25 protein-coding genes are annotated in these 23,541 nt (G+C 61.0%); 12 read left to right on the top strand and 13 right to left on the bottom strand.

All coding sequences use genetic code 11. The features are described 5' to 3' along the window. The first annotated feature begins 33 nt into the window (after window positions 1-33). Genes tsaD through ACOOFN_RS06915 form a run of 3 tightly spaced genes read left to right on the top strand, consistent with a single transcriptional unit; the run spans window position 34 to window position 2,449 of the window. Window positions 34-1,122 carry a tRNA (adenosine(37)-N6)-threonylcarbamoyltransferase complex transferase subunit TsaD gene (gene tsaD, locus ACOOFN_RS06925; protein WP_420435027.1) on the top strand — a complete coding sequence of 363 codons (1,089 nt, stop codon included), beginning with the start codon at window positions 34-36 and terminating at the stop codon, window positions 1,120-1,122. After that, window positions 1,119-2,120 carry an NAD(P)H-dependent glycerol-3-phosphate dehydrogenase gene (locus ACOOFN_RS06920; RefSeq protein WP_420430125.1) on the top strand — a complete coding sequence of 334 codons (1,002 nt, stop codon included), beginning with the start codon at window positions 1,119-1,121 and terminating at the stop codon, window positions 2,118-2,120. The genes tsaD and ACOOFN_RS06920 overlap by 4 nt, the downstream gene beginning before the upstream one ends. After that, on the top strand, window positions 2,120-2,449 hold the full coding sequence (locus tag ACOOFN_RS06915; protein WP_420430123.1) for a Rieske (2Fe-2S) protein: 330 nt from the start codon (window positions 2,120-2,122) through the stop codon (window positions 2,447-2,449). Before ACOOFN_RS06920 ends, ACOOFN_RS06915 begins: the two co-directional genes overlap by 1 nt. Here ACOOFN_RS06915 and ACOOFN_RS06910 read toward each other — a convergent pair. Then, window positions 2,446-3,189 carry a creatininase family protein gene (locus ACOOFN_RS06910; RefSeq protein ID WP_420430121.1) on the bottom strand — a complete coding sequence of 248 codons (744 nt, stop codon included), beginning with the start codon at window positions 3,187-3,189 and terminating at the stop codon, window positions 2,446-2,448. The genes ACOOFN_RS06915 and ACOOFN_RS06910 overlap by 4 nt on opposite strands. 173 nt (window positions 3,190-3,362) lie before the next feature. Here ACOOFN_RS06910 and ACOOFN_RS06905 point away from each other — a divergent pair, with 173 nt between their 5' ends. After that, window positions 3,363-4,160, top strand: coding sequence for a class I SAM-dependent methyltransferase (locus ACOOFN_RS06905; protein ID WP_420430119.1), 798 nt, complete (start codon window positions 3,363-3,365; stop codon window positions 4,158-4,160). A gap of 128 nt (window positions 4,161-4,288) precedes the next feature. Here the strand turns inward: ACOOFN_RS06905 and ACOOFN_RS06900 are convergent, their stop codons facing one another. The 4 genes from ACOOFN_RS06900 to rlmN form a co-directional block, all read right to left on the bottom strand. Further along, window positions 4,289-5,101 (bottom strand): DUF3800 domain-containing protein, encoded by an 813-nt coding sequence (locus tag ACOOFN_RS06900; protein ID WP_420430117.1) that lies wholly within the window; start codon window positions 5,099-5,101, stop codon window positions 4,289-4,291. A 64-nt stretch (window positions 5,102-5,165) separates the two neighbouring features. After that, the gene (locus ACOOFN_RS06895) at window positions 5,166-5,933 is read right to left on the bottom strand and encodes an extensin family protein (RefSeq protein ID WP_420430115.1); all 768 of its coding nucleotides are present in this window, start codon (window positions 5,931-5,933) and stop codon (window positions 5,166-5,168) included. A gap of 16 nt (window positions 5,934-5,949) precedes the next feature. After that, window positions 5,950-6,801, bottom strand: a complete 852-nt coding sequence (locus ACOOFN_RS06890; protein ID WP_420430113.1) for a GNAT family N-acetyltransferase — start codon at window positions 6,799-6,801, stop codon at window positions 5,950-5,952. Continuing rightward, window positions 6,798-7,934 carry a 23S rRNA (adenine(2503)-C(2))-methyltransferase RlmN gene (gene rlmN, locus ACOOFN_RS06885; protein ID WP_420430111.1) on the bottom strand — a complete coding sequence of 379 codons (1,137 nt, stop codon included), beginning with the start codon at window positions 7,932-7,934 and terminating at the stop codon, window positions 6,798-6,800. The genes ACOOFN_RS06890 and rlmN overlap by 4 nt, the downstream gene beginning before the upstream one ends. A gap of 106 nt (window positions 7,935-8,040) precedes the next feature. Here rlmN and ACOOFN_RS06880 point away from each other — a divergent pair, with 106 nt between their 5' ends. Together ACOOFN_RS06880 and ACOOFN_RS06875 are read left to right on the top strand one after the other, a co-directional pair. Continuing rightward, window positions 8,041-9,261 carry a hypothetical protein gene (locus tag ACOOFN_RS06880; RefSeq protein WP_420430109.1) on the top strand — a complete coding sequence of 407 codons (1,221 nt, stop codon included), beginning with the start codon at window positions 8,041-8,043 and terminating at the stop codon, window positions 9,259-9,261. Window positions 9,262-9,270: 9 nt separating this feature from the next. After that, window positions 9,271-10,017, top strand: a complete 747-nt coding sequence (locus tag ACOOFN_RS06875) for a DUF6065 family protein (protein WP_420430107.1) — start codon at window positions 9,271-9,273, stop codon at window positions 10,015-10,017. A gap of 1 nt (window position 10,018) precedes the next feature. On the opposite strand, the gene ACOOFN_RS06870 is transcribed toward ACOOFN_RS06875, so the two are convergent. After that, window positions 10,019-10,516, bottom strand: coding sequence for an invasion associated locus B family protein (locus tag ACOOFN_RS06870; RefSeq protein WP_420430105.1), 498 nt, complete (start codon window positions 10,514-10,516; stop codon window positions 10,019-10,021). 134 nt (window positions 10,517-10,650) lie between these two features. On the opposite strand from ACOOFN_RS06870, the gene ACOOFN_RS06865 reads away from it, so the two are divergent. Both ACOOFN_RS06865 and ACOOFN_RS06860 read left to right on the top strand, forming a co-directional pair. Then, a complete protein-coding gene (locus ACOOFN_RS06865) occupies window positions 10,651-11,232 on the top strand; it encodes a sigma-70 family RNA polymerase sigma factor (protein WP_420430103.1) in 582 nt (193 codons plus the stop codon). A 73-nt stretch (window positions 11,233-11,305) separates the two neighbouring features. Beyond that, a complete protein-coding gene (locus ACOOFN_RS06860; protein WP_420430101.1) occupies window positions 11,306-11,989 on the top strand; it encodes a ChrR family anti-sigma-E factor in 684 nt (227 codons plus the stop codon). Here ACOOFN_RS06860 and ACOOFN_RS06855 read toward each other — a convergent pair. Further along, on the bottom strand, window positions 11,986-12,501 hold the full coding sequence (locus ACOOFN_RS06855) for a TrmH family RNA methyltransferase (RefSeq protein ID WP_420435025.1): 516 nt from the start codon (window positions 12,499-12,501) through the stop codon (window positions 11,986-11,988). The two genes, ACOOFN_RS06860 and ACOOFN_RS06855, sit on opposite strands and share 4 nt — an antisense overlap. A 14-nt stretch (window positions 12,502-12,515) precedes the next feature. Continuing rightward, a complete protein-coding gene (locus ACOOFN_RS06850; protein ID WP_420430099.1) occupies window positions 12,516-13,391 on the bottom strand; it encodes an isoaspartyl peptidase/L-asparaginase family protein in 876 nt (291 codons plus the stop codon). A 141-nt stretch (window positions 13,392-13,532) separates the two neighbouring features. Here ACOOFN_RS06850 and ACOOFN_RS06845 point away from each other — a divergent pair, with 141 nt between their 5' ends. Beyond that, window positions 13,533-14,312 (top strand): SDR family NAD(P)-dependent oxidoreductase, encoded by a 780-nt coding sequence (locus ACOOFN_RS06845; protein ID WP_420430097.1) that lies wholly within the window; start codon window positions 13,533-13,535, stop codon window positions 14,310-14,312. Window positions 14,313-14,316: 4 nt separating this feature from the next. Here the strand turns inward: ACOOFN_RS06845 and egtB are convergent, their stop codons facing one another. After that, window positions 14,317-15,630: an ergothioneine biosynthesis protein EgtB gene (gene egtB / locus ACOOFN_RS06840; protein WP_420430095.1), complete on the bottom strand. Its 1,314-nt coding sequence runs from the start codon at window positions 15,628-15,630 to the stop codon at window positions 14,317-14,319. A 120-nt stretch (window positions 15,631-15,750) separates the two neighbouring features. On the opposite strand from egtB, the gene ACOOFN_RS06835 reads away from it, so the two are divergent. Then, window positions 15,751-15,957, top strand: coding sequence for a hypothetical protein (locus tag ACOOFN_RS06835; protein ID WP_420430093.1), 207 nt, complete (start codon window positions 15,751-15,753; stop codon window positions 15,955-15,957). A gap of 89 nt (window positions 15,958-16,046) precedes the next feature. After that, complete coding sequence (locus tag ACOOFN_RS06830; protein WP_420430091.1) at window positions 16,047-16,706, top strand: DUF6445 family protein; 660 nt, start codon at window positions 16,047-16,049, stop codon at window positions 16,704-16,706. Here the strand turns inward: ACOOFN_RS06830 and ACOOFN_RS06825 are convergent. The 4 genes from ACOOFN_RS06825 to ACOOFN_RS06810 all read right to left on the bottom strand — a co-directional run bounded on the left by ACOOFN_RS06825 (window position 16,703) and on the right by ACOOFN_RS06810 (window position 22,328). After that, a complete protein-coding gene (locus ACOOFN_RS06825) occupies window positions 16,703-18,604 on the bottom strand; it encodes a cytochrome-c peroxidase (RefSeq protein WP_420430089.1) in 1,902 nt (633 codons plus the stop codon). The genes ACOOFN_RS06830 and ACOOFN_RS06825 overlap by 4 nt on opposite strands. 86 nt (window positions 18,605-18,690) lie before the next feature. Next, a complete protein-coding gene (locus ACOOFN_RS06820; protein ID WP_420430087.1) occupies window positions 18,691-19,224 on the bottom strand; it encodes a hypothetical protein in 534 nt (177 codons plus the stop codon). Beyond that, entirely contained in the window at window positions 19,224-20,114 is an 891-nt protein-coding gene (locus tag ACOOFN_RS06815; RefSeq protein ID WP_420430085.1) for a GNAT family N-acetyltransferase, read from the bottom strand. Before ACOOFN_RS06815 ends, ACOOFN_RS06820 begins: the two co-directional genes overlap by 1 nt. 429 nt (window positions 20,115-20,543) lie before the next feature. Then, complete coding sequence (locus ACOOFN_RS06810; protein WP_420430083.1) at window positions 20,544-22,328, bottom strand: N-acetylglutaminylglutamine amidotransferase; 1,785 nt, start codon at window positions 22,326-22,328, stop codon at window positions 20,544-20,546. 267 nt (window positions 22,329-22,595) lie between these two features. On the opposite strand from ACOOFN_RS06810, the gene ACOOFN_RS06805 reads away from it, so the two are divergent. Then, on the top strand, window positions 22,596-23,084 hold the full coding sequence (locus tag ACOOFN_RS06805) for a DJ-1/PfpI family protein (RefSeq protein ID WP_420430081.1): 489 nt from the start codon (window positions 22,596-22,598) through the stop codon (window positions 23,082-23,084). Window positions 23,085-23,541 lie beyond the last annotated feature (457 nt).

Raw genomic sequence — 23,541 nt, 5'->3', positions numbered from 1 at the left:
GACGCGTCATCCCTGCCCGCGCAAGACATTCCGATCACGGTAATCGGTCTCGAATCGAGTTGCGATGAATCGGCGGTCGCGATCGTGCGGCGCGCGCCGAATGGCAGGATTGATGTGCTGGCCGAACAGGTTCTCAGCCAGCATGCTGCGCACGCCCCCTTTGGCGGTGTCGTTCCCGAGATCGCAGCCCGCGCCCATGCCGAAGTCATGGACGCGCTGGTCGCTCAGACACTTGCCGAGGCAAAGCTGACGCTTGACCGGATTGACGCCATTGCCGCCACGGCGGGGCCGGGCCTCATCGGCGGTGTGATGGCCGCCCTGATGACCGCGAAAGGACTGGCGCTCGGAAGCGGAAAGCCGCTGATCGCGGTCAATCACCTCGAGGGACACGCCCTGTCGCCGCGCCTGGTTGAACCGATCGACTTTCCCTACTTGCTGCTGCTGGTATCCGGTGGTCATACCCAGCTTCTGATCGCCGAAGGCGTGGGCCGCTATCACCGCCTCGGCTCGACGCTCGACGATGCCGCTGGCGAAGCCTTCGACAAGACCGCCAAGGTCATGGGGCTCGGCTTTCCCGGAGGACCGGCGCTGGAGCGCGCCGCCGAAGCCGGTGACCCGTCACGGATTGCCCTTCCAAAACCTCTGCAAGGCCGACCAGGTTTTGACTTCTCCTTTGCCGGACTGAAGACCGCAGCGCGTCAAAACTGGGAATCCCTGGATAGCCCGGCGCCGAAGGATACAGCCGATCTCGCAGCCGCCATGCAGGCACGGATCGCGGAATCGCTGGCGGAACGCACGGCGTTCGCTATGGACCACTTTGCTCGGGCGTATCCCGAGAAAAATGCGCCGGTCTTGGTGGTCGCTGGCGGCGTGGCCTCCAACCGCACAATCCGCAAAGCACTTGACCTTGCGGCCTCGGACAAGGGATTCCGGCTCCTCGCTCCACCCATGAAATGGTGTACCGATAATGCCGCCATGATCGCGCTTGTCGGTGCCGAACATTTCGTACGTGGCCGCACGGATCCGCTGGACACGCCCGCGCGGGCGCGCTGGCCATTGGACGCGGCATCGGCCAAGCTGCAACCGGCCATCGGATCGGGGCGAAAGGGGCCCAAGGCATGAGCGACTACCAATCCATCGGCGTGATTGGCGCCGGCGCCTGGGGCACGGCCCTCGCGCAGACCGCCGCAACCGCCGGGCGCGATGTCTTGCTCTGGGCGCATGAACCGGATGTCGCCGAGGCGATCAATTCCGGACACGTCAATACGATCTACCTGCCCGATGCCCAGCTCGACGAAGGCATTCGGGCGACCAGTGATCTGGCTGACCTCGCCGGATGCGGGGCCGTGCTTGCAGTAGCCCCGGCGCAGCACTTGCGCGGTGTTTTGCGGGCATTCGCGCCCCACGCAGGCGACGCTTTGCCTATAATCCTGTGCGCAAAGGGAATTGAGCAATCCTCGCTGAAGTTGATGACGGAAGTACTCGACGAGGAAATCCCGGCGGCCATCCCCGCCGTCCTGTCAGGCCCCAGCTTTGCCATCGACGTCGCGCGTGGCCTGCCCACCGCTGTAACGCTGGCGACGCGATACAAATCGCTCGGCCATGCCCTGATGGAGGCACTCGGAACGCCGCGTTTTCGACCCTACTGGTCGGGCGATCTGGTCGGCGCCGAGATTGGCGGCGCGGTCAAGAATGTGCTCGCAATTGCCTGTGGCATCGTCGAAGGACGTGAACTGGGCAAGTCGGCTCATGCCGCTCTTATTGCGCGCGGATTCGCCGAGATGACCCGCCTTGCCGTGGCGCTTGGTGGCGAACGCGAAACACTGGCCGGCCTGTGCGGCTTGGGCGACCTGGTGCTCACTTGTTCCTCGCCGCAATCGCGAAACATGTCTTGCGGCCTGGCGTTGGGGCGAGGCGAGAAGTTGAAGGATGTGCTGTCGGCCCGCCGTGCCGTGACAGAAGGCGTGTCCAGCGCGCCGGCGATCGCTTCGCTCGCCGAGAAGGCCGATGTGGTCATGCCGATCTGCGAGGCCGTGAACGCCATTCTCGATGGGCGCATGAGCGTCGATGCCGCGATGGAAGACCTTCTCTCCCGGCCATTCACCGTCGAGGGTGATTGATGGATAAGCCGCCCAGCGGAACGCCTCTCGCCCAACTTGATTCGCTGCCCGAAAAAGGGGGCATTGCCATCGACTGGCAGGACATGCCTCTATTGATCGTGCGCTCCGGACAAGACGTGAAATGCTATCTGAATATCTGCCCGCATGCCGGCCGTTCTCTGGCGCTGCCGGACGGTCGGGTCTTCGTGCACAAGGAGACGAATATCATCTGCCCGGTGCACGGCGCGACCTTTGATGTCGAGAGCGGAGCGTGCACCGGCGGGCCGGCGGCCGGCCCGTTGACGACAATCCCGGTTGAAATAACCGGCAATGATGTCCGCGTGGCCTAGTCGTTCGCGCGGAAGAACTGCGTCGCTTCGGTAATCAGCGCATCGCGCGCGGCCAGGGTGATGGTCTCGCCTTTTTCCGGCGTCGCCTGCGCCGGGTCGGACCCGATCCGGCCGTCCGGGAACGTCGCGCGGTAATCGGCTGCATCAGCAAAATCGCCGTCCGGCGCGATCTTCGGTGTCATATCCACCCGCTTTACGGACTCCGGAAAACCATAATAGGTCACCGCGACTTCCGAAGCCGTTGCGTGCGATCCGTCGCCGACCGGGAAAACGTCGCGGCAAACCTTGGCTAAGCCCGGCAATTCCCACCAATTGCGGCTCGCAAGCCGATAAGGGCAGGGCTCACCCGACAGCGACCAGTCGCTGTAGCTTTCCGCGATCGCCGCCTGAATGGTCGGCACATTGCCGCCATGGCCGTTCAGGAAGTAGATCCGTGTGAATCCGTGCCGCACCAGGCTGTCAATCCAGTCCTGCAAGGCGGCCAGCATGGTAGAAGGCCGCAATGTGATCGTTCCGGAAAACCCCAGATGATGTTGGGCGATGCCGACATTGAAGGTCGGCGCCACCAGCAGGTCCGACGTCTTGCTGGCTGCGTGTGCAATGATTTCGGGACACAGCGCGTCCGTACCCAAAAGGCCATTGGGGCCATGCTGCTCGGTCGACCCGATGGGGATGACGATACCAGTGGATGTCTCGAGATAGGTTTCGATTTCCTGCCATGTCGATTGGTGCAACAGCATGTGTCGGGTCCCTTTCCTGTCGGCGAAGGGCTACGCCCCGAGCGCTGCGAATGCAAGCGGCGGAGTGGTGGCCGCACGCCGACAAGCCGGCGATCACAAAACTGTGCACCGGCGACGACTTGCCAGCGCTCCGGGAATGGAAAAACTGCTGGCAGCCAATGAGGGGGATCACCATGCGGCTTGCACTTTTTATTCTACCGGTTCTTGCGCTTGCGGCCTGTTCTGCGAACGACGCGCCGGAATCCGAAACAGCATCCGGCCCGTCCGAGCCGGCCCGCCATATCGTCGAAGCGGTCAACGACCCGGCTCGGCCGGAATCGCAGACCGAACGCGATGCCGGCCGGCATCCGGCGGAAATGCTGACATTCGTCGGCGTAGAGCCCGGATGGCGTGTCGCCGACCTTGGCGCGGGTAGCGGATATTATGCGCGGATACTGTCCGGCGCCGTTGGCACCGACGGTGAGGTCATCGCCGAGAACATGGACTGGATCGTCGAGCGCTTCCCGTCGTCTGACGAAGCAATCACCGCGCTGGCCGCGGAGCGCGACAATGTCACCCGTCTTGTATCGCCCGTGTCCGGCATTCTCGACGACTATGAAAAAGAGCTGGATGCCGCGCTGATGGTCCTGATCTACCACGATCAGGCTTGGGTTCAGGAGGGGTTTCCGCCACCGACGCGCGCCGACCGGATCGCGATGAACCAGTCGATCTTTGACGCCCTGCGCCCGGGGGGCGTTTATCTGATTGTCGATCATCGTGCCGAAGCGGGCACCGGCGACAGCGTGGTTGGAGACTATCACCGGATCGATGAGGCCTTTGTGCGGGAGGAGGTCGAAGCAGTGGGTTTCGAATTGGTCGCTGAATCCGATCTACTCGCCAACCCGGACGATTCGCTGACAATTTCGGTTTTCGATCCGTCCATTCGTGGCAACACGGATCGCTTTGTGCATTTGTATCGAAAGCCGCTTTGAGGCGACCGGGAAGAGTGCTATAATCGTTCCGCGAGCTGAGTTCGGCCGAAGGGCCCGACAAGGTTAGGCAATGATCGGGCGGTACGTCGCTATGCGGATGTGCCGCCTGATCTGTATTCGCGCTCAGGTCATGCGTTCTCGATGACAAGGACACCGTCCGCATTGGCGCCGACGCCCTTGAGAATCACCGGCTCCAGCGCTTTCAGAAATCGCTCATCGCCCTTGTGCGCCTTGACCGCCATGGCGGGCTTTTCTTTCTGGTAGACGGCATAGGCACAAAGATCGGCGGCCTGGATCAACAGATTGCGCCGCGAATCCTGATGTTGCGGCAATTCGATCACGTTCCGCAGAGGGCGATTGACGATTCGCCGCCGCTTGCGGAACAGCCCGTAGGCTTCCGACACTGGCCGTTCACGTCGCAGAGCCCGCACCAACTTGTCGAGTTGAGCAGCTTGCGTCCGGTCGGCTACGACGAACCCTTGTGATCCACCATGCCGTCCGCGCGAACCCGAGCGTGCCAGAAAACCGTCGAAAGCGCCGAGCTGTGCCGACCAGCCGGCACGAAAAACATCGGTTTCCGGCGGCAAATTCTTTTTCCTGACCACTGTCAGCAACACACGGAGCGGCTTGATCCCGGCCAATCCCTTGAGCGCGGATTCAATCAAAGCCACGCGGCGCGCCGAATCCCCCGGGCCCTTTCGCATAATGGTCGAACCGCGCAGCTCATCTGACGCTTTCAGCCCGTACTGCGCCCCCAGCGCCTTGCGCAGCTCGATCATTTCCTTCTCGATATCGGTCCATTGGCTCGATGGCGCGATCAATCCGCCCAGCACGAATGCCGGGCTGGAACCCGGTTCGCGACCGGCATCTCCGGATTCATCGACATACATCAGATACATGGCGCGCCACCCCTCGGGCCCGTTATGGTTAACACGTGACATTGCAGAGACGGAAGCACGCTCGCCTCAAAGGGGAGCCCGCAATCAAAGCCCGGGGCAAAGCTGCCTAGGAGCAAATCTCCCAGGGACCCATGTCGAGGTGGAAATGGTCTTCGTGTGCGGCGTTGTAGTCCGGGCCGAGCACACCTGTAAAAATCGCGCAGGAGCGGTCCCGGATCTCAACCAGGAAGTCGGCCTCCGCACCCCCATCATCCCAGCGGTGCACGCCGACGACGCGTCCGTCCGCCAGCCGGAAGCCGGAGACGTCAATCGCATTCGCCCCGGCATGCTGCGACCAGCGCCCGGCCTGGGCAGAGTTCTCGCGGCGGCAATTATAGGTGCCGTAATGCAGGATTTCCGAGACTTCGGCGTCGAGATACCGGGCCGCGGCAGGAGCGACGATCTCACGCTCCCAGACATAGAGCGCAGCGGCGAGGGCGCACGACGCGACGGGCGGTTGCGGGTTGGCATAATCCAGATTCGAGCTGGAAATCGCCACGCCCGCCTGCCAGCGGCATTGCGGTGTCGAAGAACGCGGTTCGACCTCGGCAAAGCTCATATTCGACCCGTCGAGCGCGGCAAAGCAGGCCTGCGGATCGTCGCGCAGTGCGCGGATCTGCTCCGAGGTGAAAAGGCGGATCGGTTCTTCGAGGTCGGCCTGACCCCATGCCTTCGCGCCATCCGGCATCGACTCGACATAGTAGAAGACACCCAGCACGCCCAGAAATGCGAACATCACGATCGCGCCACGCACCGCGATATGCATCGCCAGAGGCAGGCCGGCCCAGCGGTCCTCGCCCGGCCTCTTTCGATATTTTGGTTGCTTCCACGTCATAGGCCGGGCGGTAGACCTAATCTTTTTGGCGATTTTCGGGCAAGGCCAACCCGTAGATCAGGCTGTCGCGTACACCGATATGCGTGGCCCAATTGGCCCGCAACCGGCCTTCATAGGTCAATCCCAGCTTCTCGATCAGCTTGATTGACGCCGCATTGCCGGGATCGACGTCCGCCCAGACGCGTCGCAGCTTGCGGACCGAGAAGGCGTGTTCGATCATTTCACTGGCCGCCTCAAACGCATAGCCAAGGCCCTGCGCATCGGGGCGAAACATGAATCCGATCTCGGCCTGTTTGTCTTCCTTGTCCATCAGGATCACCCAGCCCAGCGCATCGCCCGGCCTGGCTTTCGTCTCGACCGCCCAGCACTGGCAGCCGGCGCCATGGGCATTCCAGGCAAGATAGTCGTGAACGGCCTCGACGCTCGCCAGCGGTCCGCGTGACCAGTATCGCATGTTCGCAACGTCCGAGAGCGCAGGAAAAAGCGCTACGGCATCGTCCTGCCGGATTGGCCGTAGCAAGAGCCGTTCGGTTTCATAAACAGGCACGTCATGACCGGATTTGCGCTCCGCCAGTTCATCGTCGGTCAGAGTTAAAACCGTCTCGGGGAACCGTTCCTCGATGCAGGCCTGCATCGTCTTGAAACACTCCATTGAGAAAAAGTCGTGTTTTTCAAAACACGACTGGCGCACGTCTTCGTCGGGCCATCGCGCATAGGACCAGAACACGCCGTCTGCATCTTTGTGCAAACGTGCACCGTAGGAAGCACAGGTCTTGTGAATGACCTTCGTGCCCTCGATCCAGGCCTGGCGGAAGGTCTCCTCGGTGCCAGGTTTCAGCCGCCAGCGATAAAGAACGGCGGACGTCATGCCTTGCGCTGGCTCGCCCGCAGCTTCTTTGATTCCGAGCGCAGCTGGCCGCAAGCGGCGAATATATCTCGGCCACGCGGTGTGCGGATCGGTGAGGCATAGCCGGCGCGATTGACGATCTCGGCAAAAGTTTCGATCGTTTCCCAGTCCGAGCACTCATACGGGCTGTTCGGCCACGGGTTGAACGGGATCAGATTAATCTTCGATGGTACGCCTTTCAGCAGCCGGACCAGCGCCTTGGCTTCGGCGGGTGAATCATTCACCCCCTTCAGCATCACGTATTCGAAGGTCACCCTGTTGGAATTGCCGAGGCCCGGATAGGCCTTGATCGCCTCCATCAGCTCGGCGATCGGGTATTTCTTGTTGAGCGGCACCAGCTCATTGCGCAGATCGTCATTGGTGGCGTGCAGCGAGATCGCCAGCATGGCCTTGGTGCGTGTCCCCAGTTCCGGGATTTTCGGGACCACGCCGGAGGTCGATACCGTCATGCGGCGGCGGCCGATCCCGATACCGTCGCCATCGGAAATGATGTCGATCGCGTCGGACACAGCGTCGAGATTATAGAGCGGCTCGCCCATGCCCATGAAGACGATATTGGTGATCTGGCGGTTCTCGTTCGAGGTCGGCCACTCCTCGAGATCGTCGCGTGCCACCATCACCTGGGTCGCGATTTCCTGCGCGGTCAGATTCCGCACCAGGGGCTGTGTACCTGTATGACAGAAGGTGCAGTTCAGCGTGCACCCGACCTGGCTCGACACGCACAGCGCGCCGGCGCGACCGACATCGGGGATGAATACGGTCTCGCATTCCACCCCCGGCGCCAGCCGGATCAGATATTTGCGCGTCCCGTCGACGGAGACGAGGCGTTCGACGATTTCGGGGCGGGCCAGCGAGTAATGCTGCTCGAGCTCGGCCCGCGTGTCCTTGGCGATATTCGTCATCATGTCGAAATCGCGTGCGCCATGATGATAGATCCAGCGCCAGGCCTGATCGGCGCGCATCTTCGCTTTTCGCTCCTCGACACCGGCAGCGACCATCGCCTCGCGCATTTGCGGTCGCGTCAGCCCTGCCAGAGAGGTGGGGCCAGCCTCCGGGCGCGCGGAGGGATCGTATATGTTCAATGCAGCAGTCATGGGCGCGCGGACATATAGCATCTCGGCAATAAAAGCGAGAGGGGGCGATCCGGCACGCGAATTGCTTCGGCAGTTAAGATCGCGTTAACCGTTGGATGTTGCCAGAATGACCAGCATACTTGTCATCGACCACAACCGGGCCAGCCTTGCGGTCGCGCGCGCCCTGTCAGGTCTGGGCCATCGCGTCGTCGCCGGGATTTCCGGATACTGTGACTACGTCAACCTGTCCCGCTTCGTCGATGAAACCGTGCCTGTCGCGGATACCGCAGACCAACCCGAGCGCGCGCTTGCCGATATCCGCCGACTGTGCGCTCGCCGTCCGGACATTGGCGGGATCTTCGCGGTAGACGAAACCGCAACCCGCTTTCTCGCCGAGCGGCGCCGGGATATTCCGGCCGCGCTTCGCATCTATGCGGCTCGTCCCGAGAACGTACTGACCACATTCAACAAGGCGGGCATGGCGGCGATTGCCGAACAGGCAGGATTGCCGGTCGCGCCGCGCATCGTTGTCGACTCATTTGGCGACCTCGTGGCCGCAACACGCGAAATCGGTTTCCCTCTCGTGATCCGGGCAGTCGAGAGCAATCACGATCTTTATGGTCGCAAGGCGGTCCTGTGTCCGGATCGCGAGACGTTCGAGCGGATCGCGCAGGACTGGCCTTGTGAGTCACACCGGAAACTGATGGTCCAGCGCTACAATGCCGGCCATCGTCACAATATCTGCTGGATCGCCGCGGAAGGCCGGTTGCACTCTGCCATCGAGATGAAGGTGTTGAAGACCACCACCGGCGGCCGCGACGGATATGGCACGCTGGTCGAGACGGTCGCGCCCGATCCGCGCCTTCGACGCTGGGCGCACACCCTTGCGGAAGCCCTTGGTTATCACGGCATGGGCTCCCCGCAATTCCTCGTCGATGCCCAGACCGGTGAAATCACCTTCCTGGAATTCAATCCGCGCCTTGATGCCAACATCAAGCTGGCAGAATCTGTCATGCCCTACATCCGGAATGCCGCGCTTCTGGCTGAAGGCCGACTGCCGCCCGGTCCGACGGACCCCTGGACCTACCGTCGCGGGGCCCGCCTGTTCTGGGCCAAGGGCGAGAACCAGACCTTGAAGGCGCTCAGGGACAATCGCAATTGGTCGGGCCTGGCCAGACGTGCCGCCATGATCCCCTATCACTGCCTGACCAGCACCCACGCCTTGTTCAGCTGGGACGATCCGGTGCCGGCGCTCGCCGGGCATTTCAACCCGATGATCAGCCACCTGCCCCCGGTGCTGAAATCAAGGTTCATCCCGGCAGTTCCGGTTCCGGCCGAGGCGCGCTAGAACGCGGCCATGCGTCTGACACTCTATCCGCTTTCGAACGAAGAGCCGCCTGTTCGTCCGGCAGAACCACGCAGGGCCTGGATGGATGAGACTCCTGAGAGTTTCGCCTATCGCTGCCTGCCACTCGCGATCGCCAATCAGCACGGCTGGGAAGTCATGACGCCGATTGGCTTTGAGGCCAGCTGGAATGGCGGCGACGCGCCAAGCGATGTTAAAATCAGCTTCGATCAACCGCCAGCGGAGCGCTTGAGCGGTGCACCCTTGGCAAATTTCGGGTCAGGCGTGCTCACATTCGAGCTCCATTTCCTGCTCCGGACCCCGCCGGCTTGGAACACTTTCGTGTCCGGACCGATGAATGGCCTGAAGCATGGTATCGCGCCGCTCTCTGGCGTCATTGAGACCGATTGGAGTCCGTACTCCTTCACCATGAACTGGCGCTTTACTCAGCCCGGCCGCGTGCGTTTCGAGGCCGGCGAGGCAATTGCAAGTTTCTTCCCGTTGCGCCGCGATCTGTTCGAGCGCTTTGACCCGGTCATCGAGTCTGTGCACTCGGATCCAAAAACCTTCGAGCAGTTCGAGACGTGGCGGCAGAGCCGCGGCGATTTCATGAAACGCCTGGCCGAGCTCGATGATCATGCGGTCGAGGAAAAATGGCAGAAGACCTATTATCGTGGTTTGCGACCGGACGGTTCCAATGGTGCGCGTGATCACAAGATCAAGCTGCGCGTGAAACCTTTCCGCAAGCCCTCGAAATAGGTCAGCAAAGCGCCGCTATGCGCTGCAGGGCTGCCGTCACACCTTGAAGCGAAAACAGGTACGATGTCGCTGTGCCGCGCTGGCTGGTCGCCTCAATTCGCATCGTGGCACCGCGTCGCATTTCGCGAACGAGATTGCCTTCATCGTCAAGGTCCTCGACAAAACCGTCTTGTCCCGCTGCGAACATTTGGAACCGGCTTGACCCGATGCGCGCTCGGGGTGGAGTTTCCGGGCGCAGCGGATAGCCGGCGATAAATCGCGGCTGCTCCTCGGCCGCGCCATTTGCCCAGGTCGACACCACGAAAAAAACAGAACCGTGATCGACATTCGAAGGTGAACTTTCCTGCGGCTCGCTGACCGCGAAACAGACACGGCCATCTCCGGTTTCTCGGGTCAGCACGACCCAGTCACCATAAGCGCCCTGGTTGCGCGCATCCTGTGCAGCAGCTGCGCTTGCACCGATAAAAGCAAGGAAGACAAGACTCGCAATTCGGGACATGACGCGGGGCGGCTCCGGCAGCAATATTCACATTCCATCCCTGCAATACGGCGCTTTATGGGCAGTTAATGGCACATGCTGTTTCCGCGCGCGTGAATTATCTGCTAGGCGGATTGAAGCATCAGGGGAATGGCTTGAACCAGGCACGGCAAGACAGCGAAGGCGCGCCATCGCGCGAACAGCTGGACGCATGGGTGCAGGGTTGCGCCGCTGCAGACCGCGACAGTTTTCGCGCTCTCTTTCAGCATTATGCTCCCCGCGTTAAGGGTTACTTGAAGCGCCTGGCCACAGATGATGCTGCAGCCGAAGAGCTGGCCCAGGAAGTCATGCTCACCGTCTGGCGCAAGGCCGCGCAGTTCGATCCGCATCAGGCTTCGGCCTCGACCTGGATTTTCCGGATTGCACGCAACCGGCGCATCGACATGGCGCGGCGTGCCAACAGGCCGGATCTCGATGCTGACGAACCCATGTTCCGGCCGGTAGAACAAGAAGCCCCTGACAGGGCGGCGCATGCCCGTGATCGGGAGGCGCGTGTGCAAGCGGCCTTGAACTTGCTCCCCGACGATCAAGTTCAACTACTTCGCCTCGCCTTCTTCGATGGTCTCTCCCATTCCGAGATAGCCGCAAAGGAAGGCCTCGCGCTGGGAACGGTGAAGTCCCGCATCAGATTGGCTTTCGCCAAACTGCGAGGTCAGCTTGATCCGGGGGACATTTAGCTCGGCATGCCGCTTGACGGACGTTCCCGCCGGGTCATATCGAAAATACGCAGAAACAGTATAGACGCAGGCTATGGCTTTGGTTTCGATGGATGAAGAGTTGCTAATCGCGCATGCCGCCGGCGTGTTGAGCGCACCCATGCGCCTGCTCATCGAAACCTATGCAGCCATCCGGGACGATGTGGCAGTCGCTCTTGACGTTGCAGAAATCGCAGCCGTCGCCTTCTTTGAATCTGAACCCGCCGATGCAATGGCGGATGACGCGGTCGACGTCGCGTTGGCACTGGTGGAAGCGGTCGAATCCGGAGCCGGCGAAGCCGCCGGGCTGAAATCGCCGACGCCCGCCCATGTGGCACAGCGAGCAGGGACGGCGCTTGATGAATTGCTTGACCTGCCGCACCCGGTCCGCGAAAGGGCGCTCGCGGCCGGCGGCCAATGGCGCTTTGCTGCACCGGGCGTACGCCGCATCGAATTGTCTGTCGAAGGCGGGGCGAAGGCAGAGCTTTTGCGCATCGAGCCGGGCCACGGCTCGCCAACTCACACGCATGAAGGCAATGAATTCACGCTCGTACTGGCGGGCGCTTTTGCCGACGGAATCAATCGCTATGGAAGGGGCGATCTATGCACGGCCGGGGCAGAGACCACACACCGGCCGATTGCCGAACCCGGTGAAACCTGCTTTGCACTGGCCGTGACCGACGGATCGCTGAAATTCACCGGCGCGCTCGGCGCCGTACAGCGCCTGTTCGGCGGTTAGTGCTGTTTTAAATCCCATGCCTCAATCGCTGCGAGATCAGGACCGCCAGGCATGACCGGCCGTTCCGGATAACCGCCCATCGCCAATGTGCGGTCATAAAGCGTGATCGCGGCCGCCACCGAGACATTGACGCAGAACTTCGTCGGAATGCGCACGATATGATCGCACAGCGATTGCATCTCTGCGGAAAGCGAACCGCGCTCGCGCCCGAGCACATAAGCAGCGGCACGCGGATGCCGGAAGCTCGGCAATTCAGCAGCATCGTCCGTGAGCTCGATTCCGACTAGCGCGCAACCCTTCGGCAATCGCATGTCCGCAATCGAATCCCAGCCGAAATAGGGGACATTCTTGAGCGACCGCGACGTATCGGAATCAAACACCGCTTGAGCCTTGTGATGGGCATTGACAGTAAAGGCGAAACTGGCGCCGAAAGCGTGCCCCGTTCGCAGGATCGCACCGAGATTCATTGCCTTGGAAATCTCTTCCGCGCCGATTCCGAAATAACCCTTCAGTGGACGGATCGGCTTCATGCCTGCTCCCGCACGCCGGCTGTTATACGTCCGTCCGCGTGCAGCACGGCACACTTCATGCCTTCCGAATTATAGGGATAGGCGACCTGGCCGTCGCGGCCCACGGCAATAATCCCGCCATCGCCGCCTAGCCGTTTGACGTCCTTGAGGGCCCAGCGGCAGGCATCCTCCGGGCTTTCGTGCAAATAGCGCACGCGCGCGGCCGCCGTGCCAGCTGCCATTGCGCGGATGAAATACTCGCCCTGTCCAGTACACGACAGGGCAATATCCTGGTCCGCCCATGTTCCGGCCCCGATCAGCGGACAGTCGCCAACCCGGCCCGGCGTTTTATTCAGTGTTCCGCCCGTCGATGTGGCTGCAGCCAGCCGGCCCTCCCGGTCAAGCGCCACGCAGCCGACGGTACCAGTTGCAATTGCGCGATCGTCGGGTACGGCGGCCGGCGTATAATAGCCCTCGGGATCCTCCACGCGTTCCAGGCCAGCCTCGCCGGCAAGCTTATTCGCACCCCAGCCCGCCAGCATGACATGAGGCGTCGTCTCCATCACCTTCCGGGCGGCCTGGATCGGGGATACAAATCCTTCCATCGCAGCGACTGCTCCGGCATTGCGTGTGGCACCATCCATGATCGCGGCGTCCAACTCGTAGCGATTGTCGGTATTCGGCGAAGACCCTTTTCCGGCCACGTAGAGCCCGCTCGTCTCGAGCGCATGAACAATCTGTTCGACGACATTGAGCGCGGCCATTCCGTCGCCGAGCATGTCCTTCGCCTTGCCAGCCAGCGACCGCATATGGTCGATCTCGGTCTCGTAAGACCTCCTGGCGAGCACGCCGGCCCCGCCATGCAGGACCAGAGAGAAGGGATTGGACGTCATTGTGCAAATCCTCTTGCACTTGGAGCAAAGAACACATCTAGCACCGTGCCGGATGTCAGCAAAACCGTTGAACGCCGTTCACTTTGAGCGGCAGAACCGCTATGTCGGCGGCAACACTCGATTGGCCTTATGGGGAGTTCCATGAAAATCACAAACAAGACAGCAGCGATTGTCACCGGCGGCGCTTCCGGACTGGGTGAAGGCACCGCACGGCGGCTGGCCGCCGAAGGCGCCAAGGTCGCGATATTCGACCTCAATGCCGAGCGTGGCGAAGCCGTTGCGTCCGAGCTGGGCGGTGTATTCTGCCAGGTCAACGTCGCCGACGCGGAAAGCGTACAAACCGGTTTTGCGAAGGCGCGTGACGCCAATGGCCAGGAACGCGTCCTGGTAAATTGTGCCGGTATCGGCTGGGCCGAAAAGACGGCGCGCCGCTCTTCGAAAGGCGATATTGTCCGGCATCAACTCGACAAGTTCGCCCTCGTCGTGAACATCAATCTGATCGGCTCTTTCAACTGTGCAGCGATCGCCGCCGAAGGCATGCTGTCCAATGAGCCCGACGATGGCGGCGAACGCGGCATCATCGTCAACACAGCCTCGGTGGCCGCGCAGGACGGCCAGATCGGTCAGGTTGCTTATTCGGCGTCCAAAGGCGGCATCTACGGCATGACACTGCCGATGGCGCGTGATCTGGCGCGCGAGGGCGTTCGCGTGAATACCATCCTGCCGGGATTCTTCGAGACCCCCATTTACCAGCAAATGCCGCCGGAAGTGAAAACCAACCTGGCGTCGCACCTGCAATTCCCGCAGCGCTTCGGCACACCCGAAGAGTATGCCGACCTCGTCGCCTTCATGGTAACCAACGGCTATATCAACGCCGAGTGCGTCCGCCTCGATGCAGGCGCTCGCATGCCGCCGAAATAGGACGTCAGGCGGATTTCAGAGAGCTGGCCGGCCGGGTTCGCTTGGCCAGTCGGATCCCGCTGAATTGCCAGCGCGAGGCGGCAGGGAAGAAATTCCGGTACGTGGCGCGGATGTGATTGCGTTCCGTGGCACACGAGCCGCCGCGCAACACCTGCTGGCCGGACATGAACTTGCCATTGTATTCGCCGACGGCGCCGTCCGGCGGGTGATAGCCTGGATAGGGCTCATAACCGCTCGACGACCATTCCCAGACGTCGCCGAAGACACCCTGCGGGCTATTCCCTGATTCAAGCGCGCCAGGGTGGTAGCGTTTGCGATCGCCCAGCAGCACGCCTTCGGCCGGGTGCGACCGCGCCAGCAATTCCAGCTCGGTTTCGGTTGGCAATCGCATGCCGCGCCACTCGGCGTAGGCCGCCGCTTCATAGGCGCTGACATGGCAAACCGGCAGGCCCGGCTGCAGCTTGCCGAGCCCGTGCAGCGTGTACTCCAGCCAGCCTTCGCCGTCCTGCCGCCAATAGAGCGGACATCGGACGGCATTCTCCTGCACCCATGCCCAGCCATCTGACAGCCACAGCCGCGGCTCCTCATAGCCGCCGTCGGCGATGAACTCGGCGAATTCGGCATTTGTCACCGGTCGCGCCGCGATCTCGAAATCTTCCTGCCAGCGCTTGTGCCGCGGAAGCTCATTGTCGAATACAAAATCCGCTTGGCTGGCTCCGATCTCGACCACACCGCCGGCCATCGCCAGGTAGGCTGTTTCGGTCGGGTTGGCAGCAACGGCCAATGAACCTGCGAATGGTGCATACGGCTCGGGCGACTGTGAAAGGACATGCTTGATATCGGTCAGCATCAATTCCTGGTGTTGCCGTTCATGTTGCTGGCCCAGTTCGAGCAGCGGCGCGATCTGCAGCCAGTCCGTGTCGCTGGCCGCATCCGTCAGATCGCTGATCGCGGCCTCGACATGGGAACGGTAATCGAGGATGTCACACAGCAATGGTCGCGACAGCAAGCCCCTGTGCGGGCGGGCCCATTGTTTTCCGACTTGCTCATAATAAGAGTTGAAGAGGTAGTTATAGCCGCGATCAAACTCTTGGTATCCCTTCAGAAAGCGTTTCGCCAGGAAGGTTTCGAAAAACCAGGTGACATGGGCGAGATGCCATTTTGCCGGGCTGACATCCGGCATGGTCTGGATCTGCATGTCCTCTGCGCTCAGACCGTCAGTGAGCTCGAGGGTTTGCGCTCGAACGCTGTTGAACCGGTCAAGACAGGCCGACCGGTCGTCGAATTGCGGGCGATAGGACAGAGCCGGATGCGACATGCGTGCCTTCCTGAATTGAAGGGCCCACCCTAGCAGAGACAATCGGCGCGGCCACCCTCCGGCCTTGACCTTTCAAAATGAACAGCCTGTAATGTTTTCGTCGTCTGGGGAGGGGGCACCATGAAACTGTTCGCTGGGGCGGCGATTGCGGCCATCTTGATAATTGGCGCGGCAACATGTCCGCAGCATATCCGGGACCAGGCTCAGGAAGCCGTTGAAATCTCGCCGGAATTGAAAGCGGAGGTCGTGCGACAGATCGATCTTTTCGTGGCTGTGATGGAAGGTGACCGGCCGGATATTGAGCTCGAACCCGCCTCTTCACGATAACGCTATCAAACTTACGCGCGGGTAATTTTCGCGAAAGCTGCTGGCAACAATCAGATCCATAGCTTTTTATCCCGGAATTGGGGGAAAGCATGAACCGCTCGCTCGTGATCGTTGACGACGTCATGAACAATGCGGATCGGTTCCGCGAAGCCGCGGCCTCGCTTGATTTTCCTCCGGCACCCCCTTCCGTATTGTATCCCGGTCGCAATTCACGCCAGCAGATCCATCTCGAAGGCTTTCAGGAGGAAATTGAATCCGTCCTTGGTGAGCGCCTCGTGCCGGCCGGAGGCGACAGCTTTGCTCGTTTCCGCTTGAGCTTGGAGGGCGAAGATGGTCGCGGTGGCGTGCATGTGGATCCCTGCCACTGGACTTGCGTCTATTTCCTGACAGCCGATGAGTTCTGTCAGGGCGGCACCGATTTTTACCGGCACCGCAAATCCGGACTCGAGCATGCGCCCCACACGCCTGAACAGCTCGCGAAAACCGGTGCCAAATCCTATTCCGATTACGTGAACAACACGGCGCTGCCGGACACCAACAATCCCGATGCGTGGGATCACGTCATGCACGTCCCCATGCGATTCAACCGCCTCATACTTTTCCGGCCCTGGTATTTTCACAATGCCGGGCTTGGCTTCGGTACCGACATACGCAACGGTCGGCTTGTCTACCTGTTGTTCTTCAACAGCGCCGCCCAGCTGGAAACCGAACAGCGAGAAACGTCACGCGCGATTCCTGCATCGATCTAGTCCACGAACGGGTCGGAAAATCGCGGGTCGCTCAGGAAATCATTGTCCGTCAGCGTGTGTAGGAAGGCTTCCAGCGCAGCTGCCTCCACAGCGGTCAGATTGAGACGCTGCGGCTGCCCGGGACCGTCGCGCAGACGCGGGTCGAGATTCGGGCTTCCGATGATGCCGGAATTGTAATGCTCTATCACGTCGGCCAGTGAGGTGAACCGGCCATCATGCATGAAATGCGTGCGCACACCGATATTGCGCAGCGACGGCGACTTGAACTCGCCCAGCCCGTTCCCGGGATCGGCATCCGGATCATTGCCCGCATCCAGTCCGATATTGTGAACGTCGTCGCTGATATGGGCGAGCGTGTTGTGACAAGCCGCGCACCCGACATCCTGGACCGTGGAGCCTGGCACGGGCATGAACAGCTGCAAGCCCAGATACTCGGCCTCCGAGAAGCTTGCCTGGAATGCGTCCGAGCCCAGCGGACCGGCCGCCAGCGCCTGGTCAAAGGGCGAACTGGCCGACGACATGGAGCGCACGAATTGTGCCATCGCTTCGGCCATGCGGTCTGATGTAACCTCCGCATCGCCAAAGGCATCCGTGAAAAGGTCAGCGTAGAAGCTCTCCGCAGCCACACGCGACACGGCCGCTTCGAGCGTCAAACCCATTTCAACATCGCTCTGGATGGGTGCCAGTGTCTGGTCCTCGAGGCTTTCTGCACGCTCATCCCAGAAGAAATGGCCATTCTCGTAGTATCGGGCATTGGAAAGCCCCGGCGAATGCCGTGCCGTGAATTCACCGGCAAATCCTTGCGAAAAGCGGAGCGTGTCCGAAAACCCGGTCGACTGGATGTGACAGCTGGCGCAGGACGTCGTGTTATTCGCCGACAGGCGGCGATCATAGAAAAGGACGCGGCCGAGTGCGGCACCAGTATTGGTGATGTGGTTGTTGATTGGCGTATTATCGGCGGCGGCGACGGGGCCATTGCGATAATGCTGCGGCAAAGTCACGTCTGCGTCGGCATAGAAATAGGGAATCTGCGGCAGAACGGGTTCGGACATCAGCGTTCTTACGGCAATCGAGGTTGATCCGCGCAGTGCACCGCCCTCTTCGAACACGACCGAAATACGGTTCGCCGCAGGATCGTAGGCCACCGGCAGATTGTCCTCGACGAACACCGCAAAACTCGCCGTCGCGTTCGCGTTGATCGAGAAGGTCACGCTGGGTGAAGCCGCAGCCAGACATGCGCCGGTCGTCGGATTTGTCTGGCAGATCCTTGGCGTCACGGTCAGCGCATCATCACTCAATACCGGACGGGCCGTCAGCGTTGCAGCGTTTCCGACATTACTGATCGCGACCACAAATGCGCCATTGCTTTGTCGGTCGACGGTTTCGACGACGCCCGGCAGCGTGTTGAGGCCAACATTCGCGCCGGAATCCGCTATCGCTACGATATCTGCACCTGGCGTGTCCGAGGCGCTCAACCAGAACCGGTTGACGCCCGGCGAGTCGACGGCCGGCTCGCTATTGTCGCAATCGAACACAAGCGGCAGATCATCGCCGGAATAGGCTTGCGCCGCAGTGAACGCAAAGACGAATCCTTGCGCCTCGCCCGCGGCAATATCGATCGCCGTATCGGGCGAACCCGTAAGGACGTTCGCCGCATCGGTCGTCTGAAACGAGAAACTGCCGGCAGGGCCACCGCTACCGAGCGAGATCCGGCAGTTTTCGGCGACATTCGATCCGGCATTTATGATCGTCGCGAATGCGGTTGCCGTATCGCCCGTCCGTATCGCGCGGCTCGTCGGCAGAACCGCCGCGACGATGGTTGAATCACTACTTTGTGCTCCGACCGGGGTCGTGGGAAGCAGCAAGCCCGCCAAGAGGGCCGGAATCATAGATCTCATGCGCGCCTGTCCTCGCTCTTGTGTTCCAAAAGCGCCGTCCCCATCAGGCTAAACGCGCGAGTGTTGAGATTCCGTCGCCAACCGAATCAATCTGTACGGTGGCCCTGCGAACCGCGTGCAGCTTCGTGCGGCTGGTCGGGAAATCCTTCCAGCCCGCCCAGCTCTTCGGCATCGCGTTGGATGATGATCTCGCTAAGCACGTAGGCGGTGACAAGCTGCGCGACGCTGACTGGCGCATCAATATGCGTCCGCTCATAGCCATGGCTGGCATCAACGCCAAAGGTAATGAGAGCGGTCCGCACATCGGCACCGCCTTCTACAGCCGAGGCATTGTCTGACCGGTAATGCTCAAAATGATCGCGCTGGAACCGGATGTCATTCTCCCGACACAGATCGATCAGCTTGCGTGTCAGGTGGTAATCGAACGGACCCGTCATGTCGCCCATGGCAATGGTGACGCCCGTCTCCTTCGAGCCCTGGCCAGGCGCGACAGCACCATTGTCGATCGCCACCATGGAGGCGATATCATGCGTGACAATGGACGAGGCGCCGACGCCGATCTCCTCGGAGATCGAGAACAGGAAGATCGTGTCCACGGGCGGCTTCCGGCCGGACTCCATCAGCGCCTTGATCGCGGCGAGAAGTGCGGCGGTACCGGCCTTGTCGTCGAGATGACCCGCAGATCATCGCCGCGCGCACACGTTTCAATCAGTACATCGGGACAGTGCGAACGCGCCGATGCGATGGCTGCATCAAGTGCAGATTCCGTCGAGATACCGACCGTGACTCCGCGCCCCTGCTCGCCGCGCACCGGCTTGACCACGACTTGTCCGGCGGACTTCAGAAGCTCCAATGCACCTTCGCGGTCATTGGCATCGATTGCTTTGGCGACCGGTAATCCGGCGCGTTCCATCAGCCGTCGGCTGACCGCTTTGTCATCGCAGCGGCTCATCGCCACGGCGCTGGTCAATTCCGACAGGCTCTCCCGGCAGACGATCGACCGTCCGCCATGCGCAAGGCGGAAAAACCCGCCTTCGGCATCCAGCACTTCGACAGAGATCCCGCGTCGCCGGGCTTCTGCAGTGATAATCCCGGCATAGGGATTCAGCGCGTCTTCCTGCGGTGGCCCGGTAAACAGAGTCTCGTTGATCGGATTCTTTCGCTTTACTGCGAAAAAAGGCACCCGCGAAAAGCCGAGCCGTTCGTAGAGGGCGATCGCATCGCCATTGTCATGCAGGACCGACAAATCCATGAAGGCGCAGCCGCGGGCCTGGAAATGCGCGGCGAGGTGCCGCGTCAGCGCTTCACCGATTTTTGCGAGCCTCGCCGATGGGTCGGCGGCAAGGCACCAGAGCGAGCTGCCATTCTCCGGGTCGTCGAATGCGCGCGAATGGTCAACACCGGTGACCGTGCCGATGATCTCGCCGCTCTCATTATCCTCTGCCACGAAAACCGTGACGATCCGGGAATCGCGCCGATTCCAGAGGAAATCCGGATCCAGTTTGACCATGCCGTTGGCAGCGTAAATACGGTTTATGGCCTCCGCATCGGACGGCGAGGACAGCCGCCGGATCGAAAATCCTTGTGGCCGGTCCTTTGCCGGCGCGAACTGGGCCAGGTCGAGCCGATAGGTGTGCGACGGGTCTAAAACAGCTCGGTGGGTGCGATCGCCAGCAGAACGTGGGGATCGCGTACATAACGGCAATGTCGCGGCGGTTCTTGCCTTCGTCCTGGAGCTCGGCCGCAATCGCTTCGTTGGAGGCGAAGGTCTGACAGAAAACGAGCCGTCCCCAACCGCAATCCACGGACAGTCCGGCATTGTCGCCTTCCGCGGGAGGCCGCGAGCCCGGGGGCGGTTGAAGCCCGGACTGCCGCCGCAGGCGTTTGAGCCGGTGCTGCGTCGCATCGCGAACTCTTCCGGATCTGGAGCGCTTCGACGTCATTGACGCATGCCTGAATCGTGCTGGGCCAGCCAAAGTGCGAGCACACTGACCTGCCACAGTTTCGAGCCGCGAAGCGGCGTGATTTGCCCTTCTGGATCGGCGAGCAGGCGATCAACATAATCCTCGCGCACCAGGCCACGGTCGCGGAATCCTTTTGACCGCACTGCATCTCTGACCAGCTCAAGATAGGGACCGCGCAGATATTTCAGGGCCGGCATCGGGAAATACCCTTTCGGCCGGTCGATCACCGCATGTGGAATATGATCGCGCGCAATGTCTTTCAATATTCCCTTACCGCCCTGCGCCGTCTTGAGTTCCGCGGGACAACGTGCCGCCAACTCGACGAGTTCATGATCAAGAAACGGTACCCGCGCCTCAAGCCCGTGCGCCATTGTCATGTTGTCGACCCGCTTCACCGGGTCATCGACCAGCATGATGTGGGAATCGAGTCGCAATGCCTTGTCCACCGGATCGTCAGCGTCCGCCGTCGCGAAATGATTACGCACGAATTCCGATGACGGGTCAGACGCAAGCCGTTCGGGCGGCAGGACCTGCGCCATTTCCTGCTGATCGCGGTCGAAAAAGGCCTTCCGGTAAGCCGAAAGCGGATCGACGGCGCCCGCCATTGGCGGATACCAGTGATAGCCGGCAAAGACCTCGTCCGCTCCCTGACCGGACTGCACCACCTTCACATGCTTCGACACTTCTTCGGACAGCAGGTAGAATCCCCCGCAATCGTGCGATGTCATCGGCTCCGACATCGCGTTTATCGCCCGGCCGAGTGCGGGCAAGGCGCGCGAGGTTTCGACTGGAATCTTGTGGTGGCTAGTACCGTAATGTTGCGCAACGATGTCGGAATATTCGAATTCGTCGCCCTTCTCGGTGCCCACTGATTCAAAACCGATCGAAAAGGTGTTGAGCGCTGTCGCTCCTGCATCCGCCAGCAGGCCGACGATTAGTGACGAATCAAGTCCGCCGGACAACAGCACGCCGACCGGAACATCCGCCACGAGCCGCCGCTTCACGGCCGTCTTCAACGCGGCTTCGATCCGCTCGCGCCATTCATTCGCGTTCAAAGCGCGTTCGTCGGGTGTCGGATTGTAGGACGGTGACCAATAGGTCGACTGTCGGCGTTTGCCGTCGCGGGTAATTTCTAGAATCGAGGCTGGCGGCAGCTTGCCAACGCCGTTGAACAAGGTGTGCGGCGCAGGAACGACGGCATGAAAGCTGAAGTAGTTATGCAGCGCGAAGGTATCAATCGAACGGTCGATGTCGCCGGCGGCCAGCAATGCCGGCAGAGCCGACGCAAAGCGCAGTCCGTTGGTCGTGTCTGCGAGATAAAGCGGCTTGATCCCCATGCGGTCGCGCGCCAGCACGGTTTTTCCGCTGTCGCGTTCGGAGATCGCAAAAGCGAACATGCCGTTGAAACGGCTGACACAATCCGGGCCCCAGGCATGATAGGCCTTGAGAATGCCTTCGCTGTCCGAGGCCGAGAAGAAGCGATATCCTTTCGCTACCAGTTCCTCGCGCAACTCACCGTGATTGTAGATGCATCCATTGAAAGCGAGCGTCAGGCCCAGCTCGGCATCTTCCATCGGTTGGCGTCCGGCTTCCGAAAGGTCGATGATTTTCAGGCGACGATGCGCCAGGCCACACGCTCCCCGAAGGACAAGCCCTGTTCCGTCAGGTCCTCGCGGGCGCATGACTTGCGCCATGGCGTCGAGCACAAGTGGATCGGCTGGTTTTCCATCAAAACGCAAGTCACCAGCAATACCGCACATTAAATATTTGCTCCTATTCTTACTGTATTAGTGTAGTATTTGTTGGCCACGATGTGCGCGGTTTCAACGAGTTCCGAATTAAGAATCCGCATTGCAGCAATCAAGGACGGCCCAGAAACTATTTAATGCCGGTCATGATGTTTCGGTTCCATGCCGCAAGGTAAGTGGTGGTTGATTTCCTGCCACCAATCACTATGTCTCGCTTGTCCATTTATTTTTCGCATCAAAAACCGTCTGCCAATTCTGGCGGGCGGTAGAAGGAGTTTAATGAACCGCTTCAATCGCAAACGCCAACCATCGCTCGGACGCATCGCCGCCGTTACCGCTCAGAATTTTGATGCCGATGAATTCATTCGGGCGACCCGCCCGCTCGAGCAGCGCGGCTTCTCCGTGGCTGTCGTATCCAATACCAACGGCATGCTCACCGGCCGTACTGAGGCCGGTCAGGATGTCAACTTCGTCCCCGCCTCGACTGTCGGCGAGATGGAGTTCGATGGTTTCTGCGCCCTTGTACTGCCGGGCAACTCCCACAGCATCGGGGATTCCACGCAAGCCGCTTTGAAGAAGTTTCTTGGCGACGGAAAACCGATCATCGCGCTGTCCAGGGATGTGCCGCTGCTGGCGGAGGCTGCGAGCGCTCCAGACATTGCGGACGCCGGTGTTGCCATTTCAATGAATGGCAAGATGTTCGCCGCACGCGGAGACGCGGCGTCGGACGAGGCGGTCGAAGTATTTGCGCAGGCATTGGCTGCCTGACCAACGCATGAAGTGAAATGATTTGGGAAAGGCTGCGCTGGCTGGCGCAGCCTTTTTCCATTCCGGAATTACAGTCTCTCACGGCGTTGTGACCGGACGGCTAGTGATTTCACTGCCCGAGCGCCCCATATCCGTCTTGCGAGAGAGACCGAGCCTCCCCATGTACCGCATTATCTCGGTTGGACTTGCCTTTGCCATATTGTCAGCCGTCGTGCTGCTATGGACGACAAGCGCGGGTTCCAGCCTTTACATCGCCTAGCGAAAGCAGGCGTCGAAAGAAAACAGGCCTCTGTGTGCGTCCCCCCAGCCTGCCTTAGAGGCCTGCAGGCACCGCCGGGCACTCCCCTGTCCCCGCCCGGCGGTGCCGCACTCTTCCAAATGCTGATCGTGCATCGGCAATTGCGCTTGATTAACCATTACGATTGCAAGAGTAAGGACATCTAGCCGATCGTCCTGT

The organism is Hyphobacterium sp., from assembly GCF_965217055.1.
Lineage (GTDB): Bacteria > Pseudomonadota > Alphaproteobacteria > Caulobacterales > Maricaulaceae > Hyphobacterium.
Note: the sequence above shows the minus strand (reverse complement) of the source record. Positions and strands in the feature narration are given on the sequence as shown.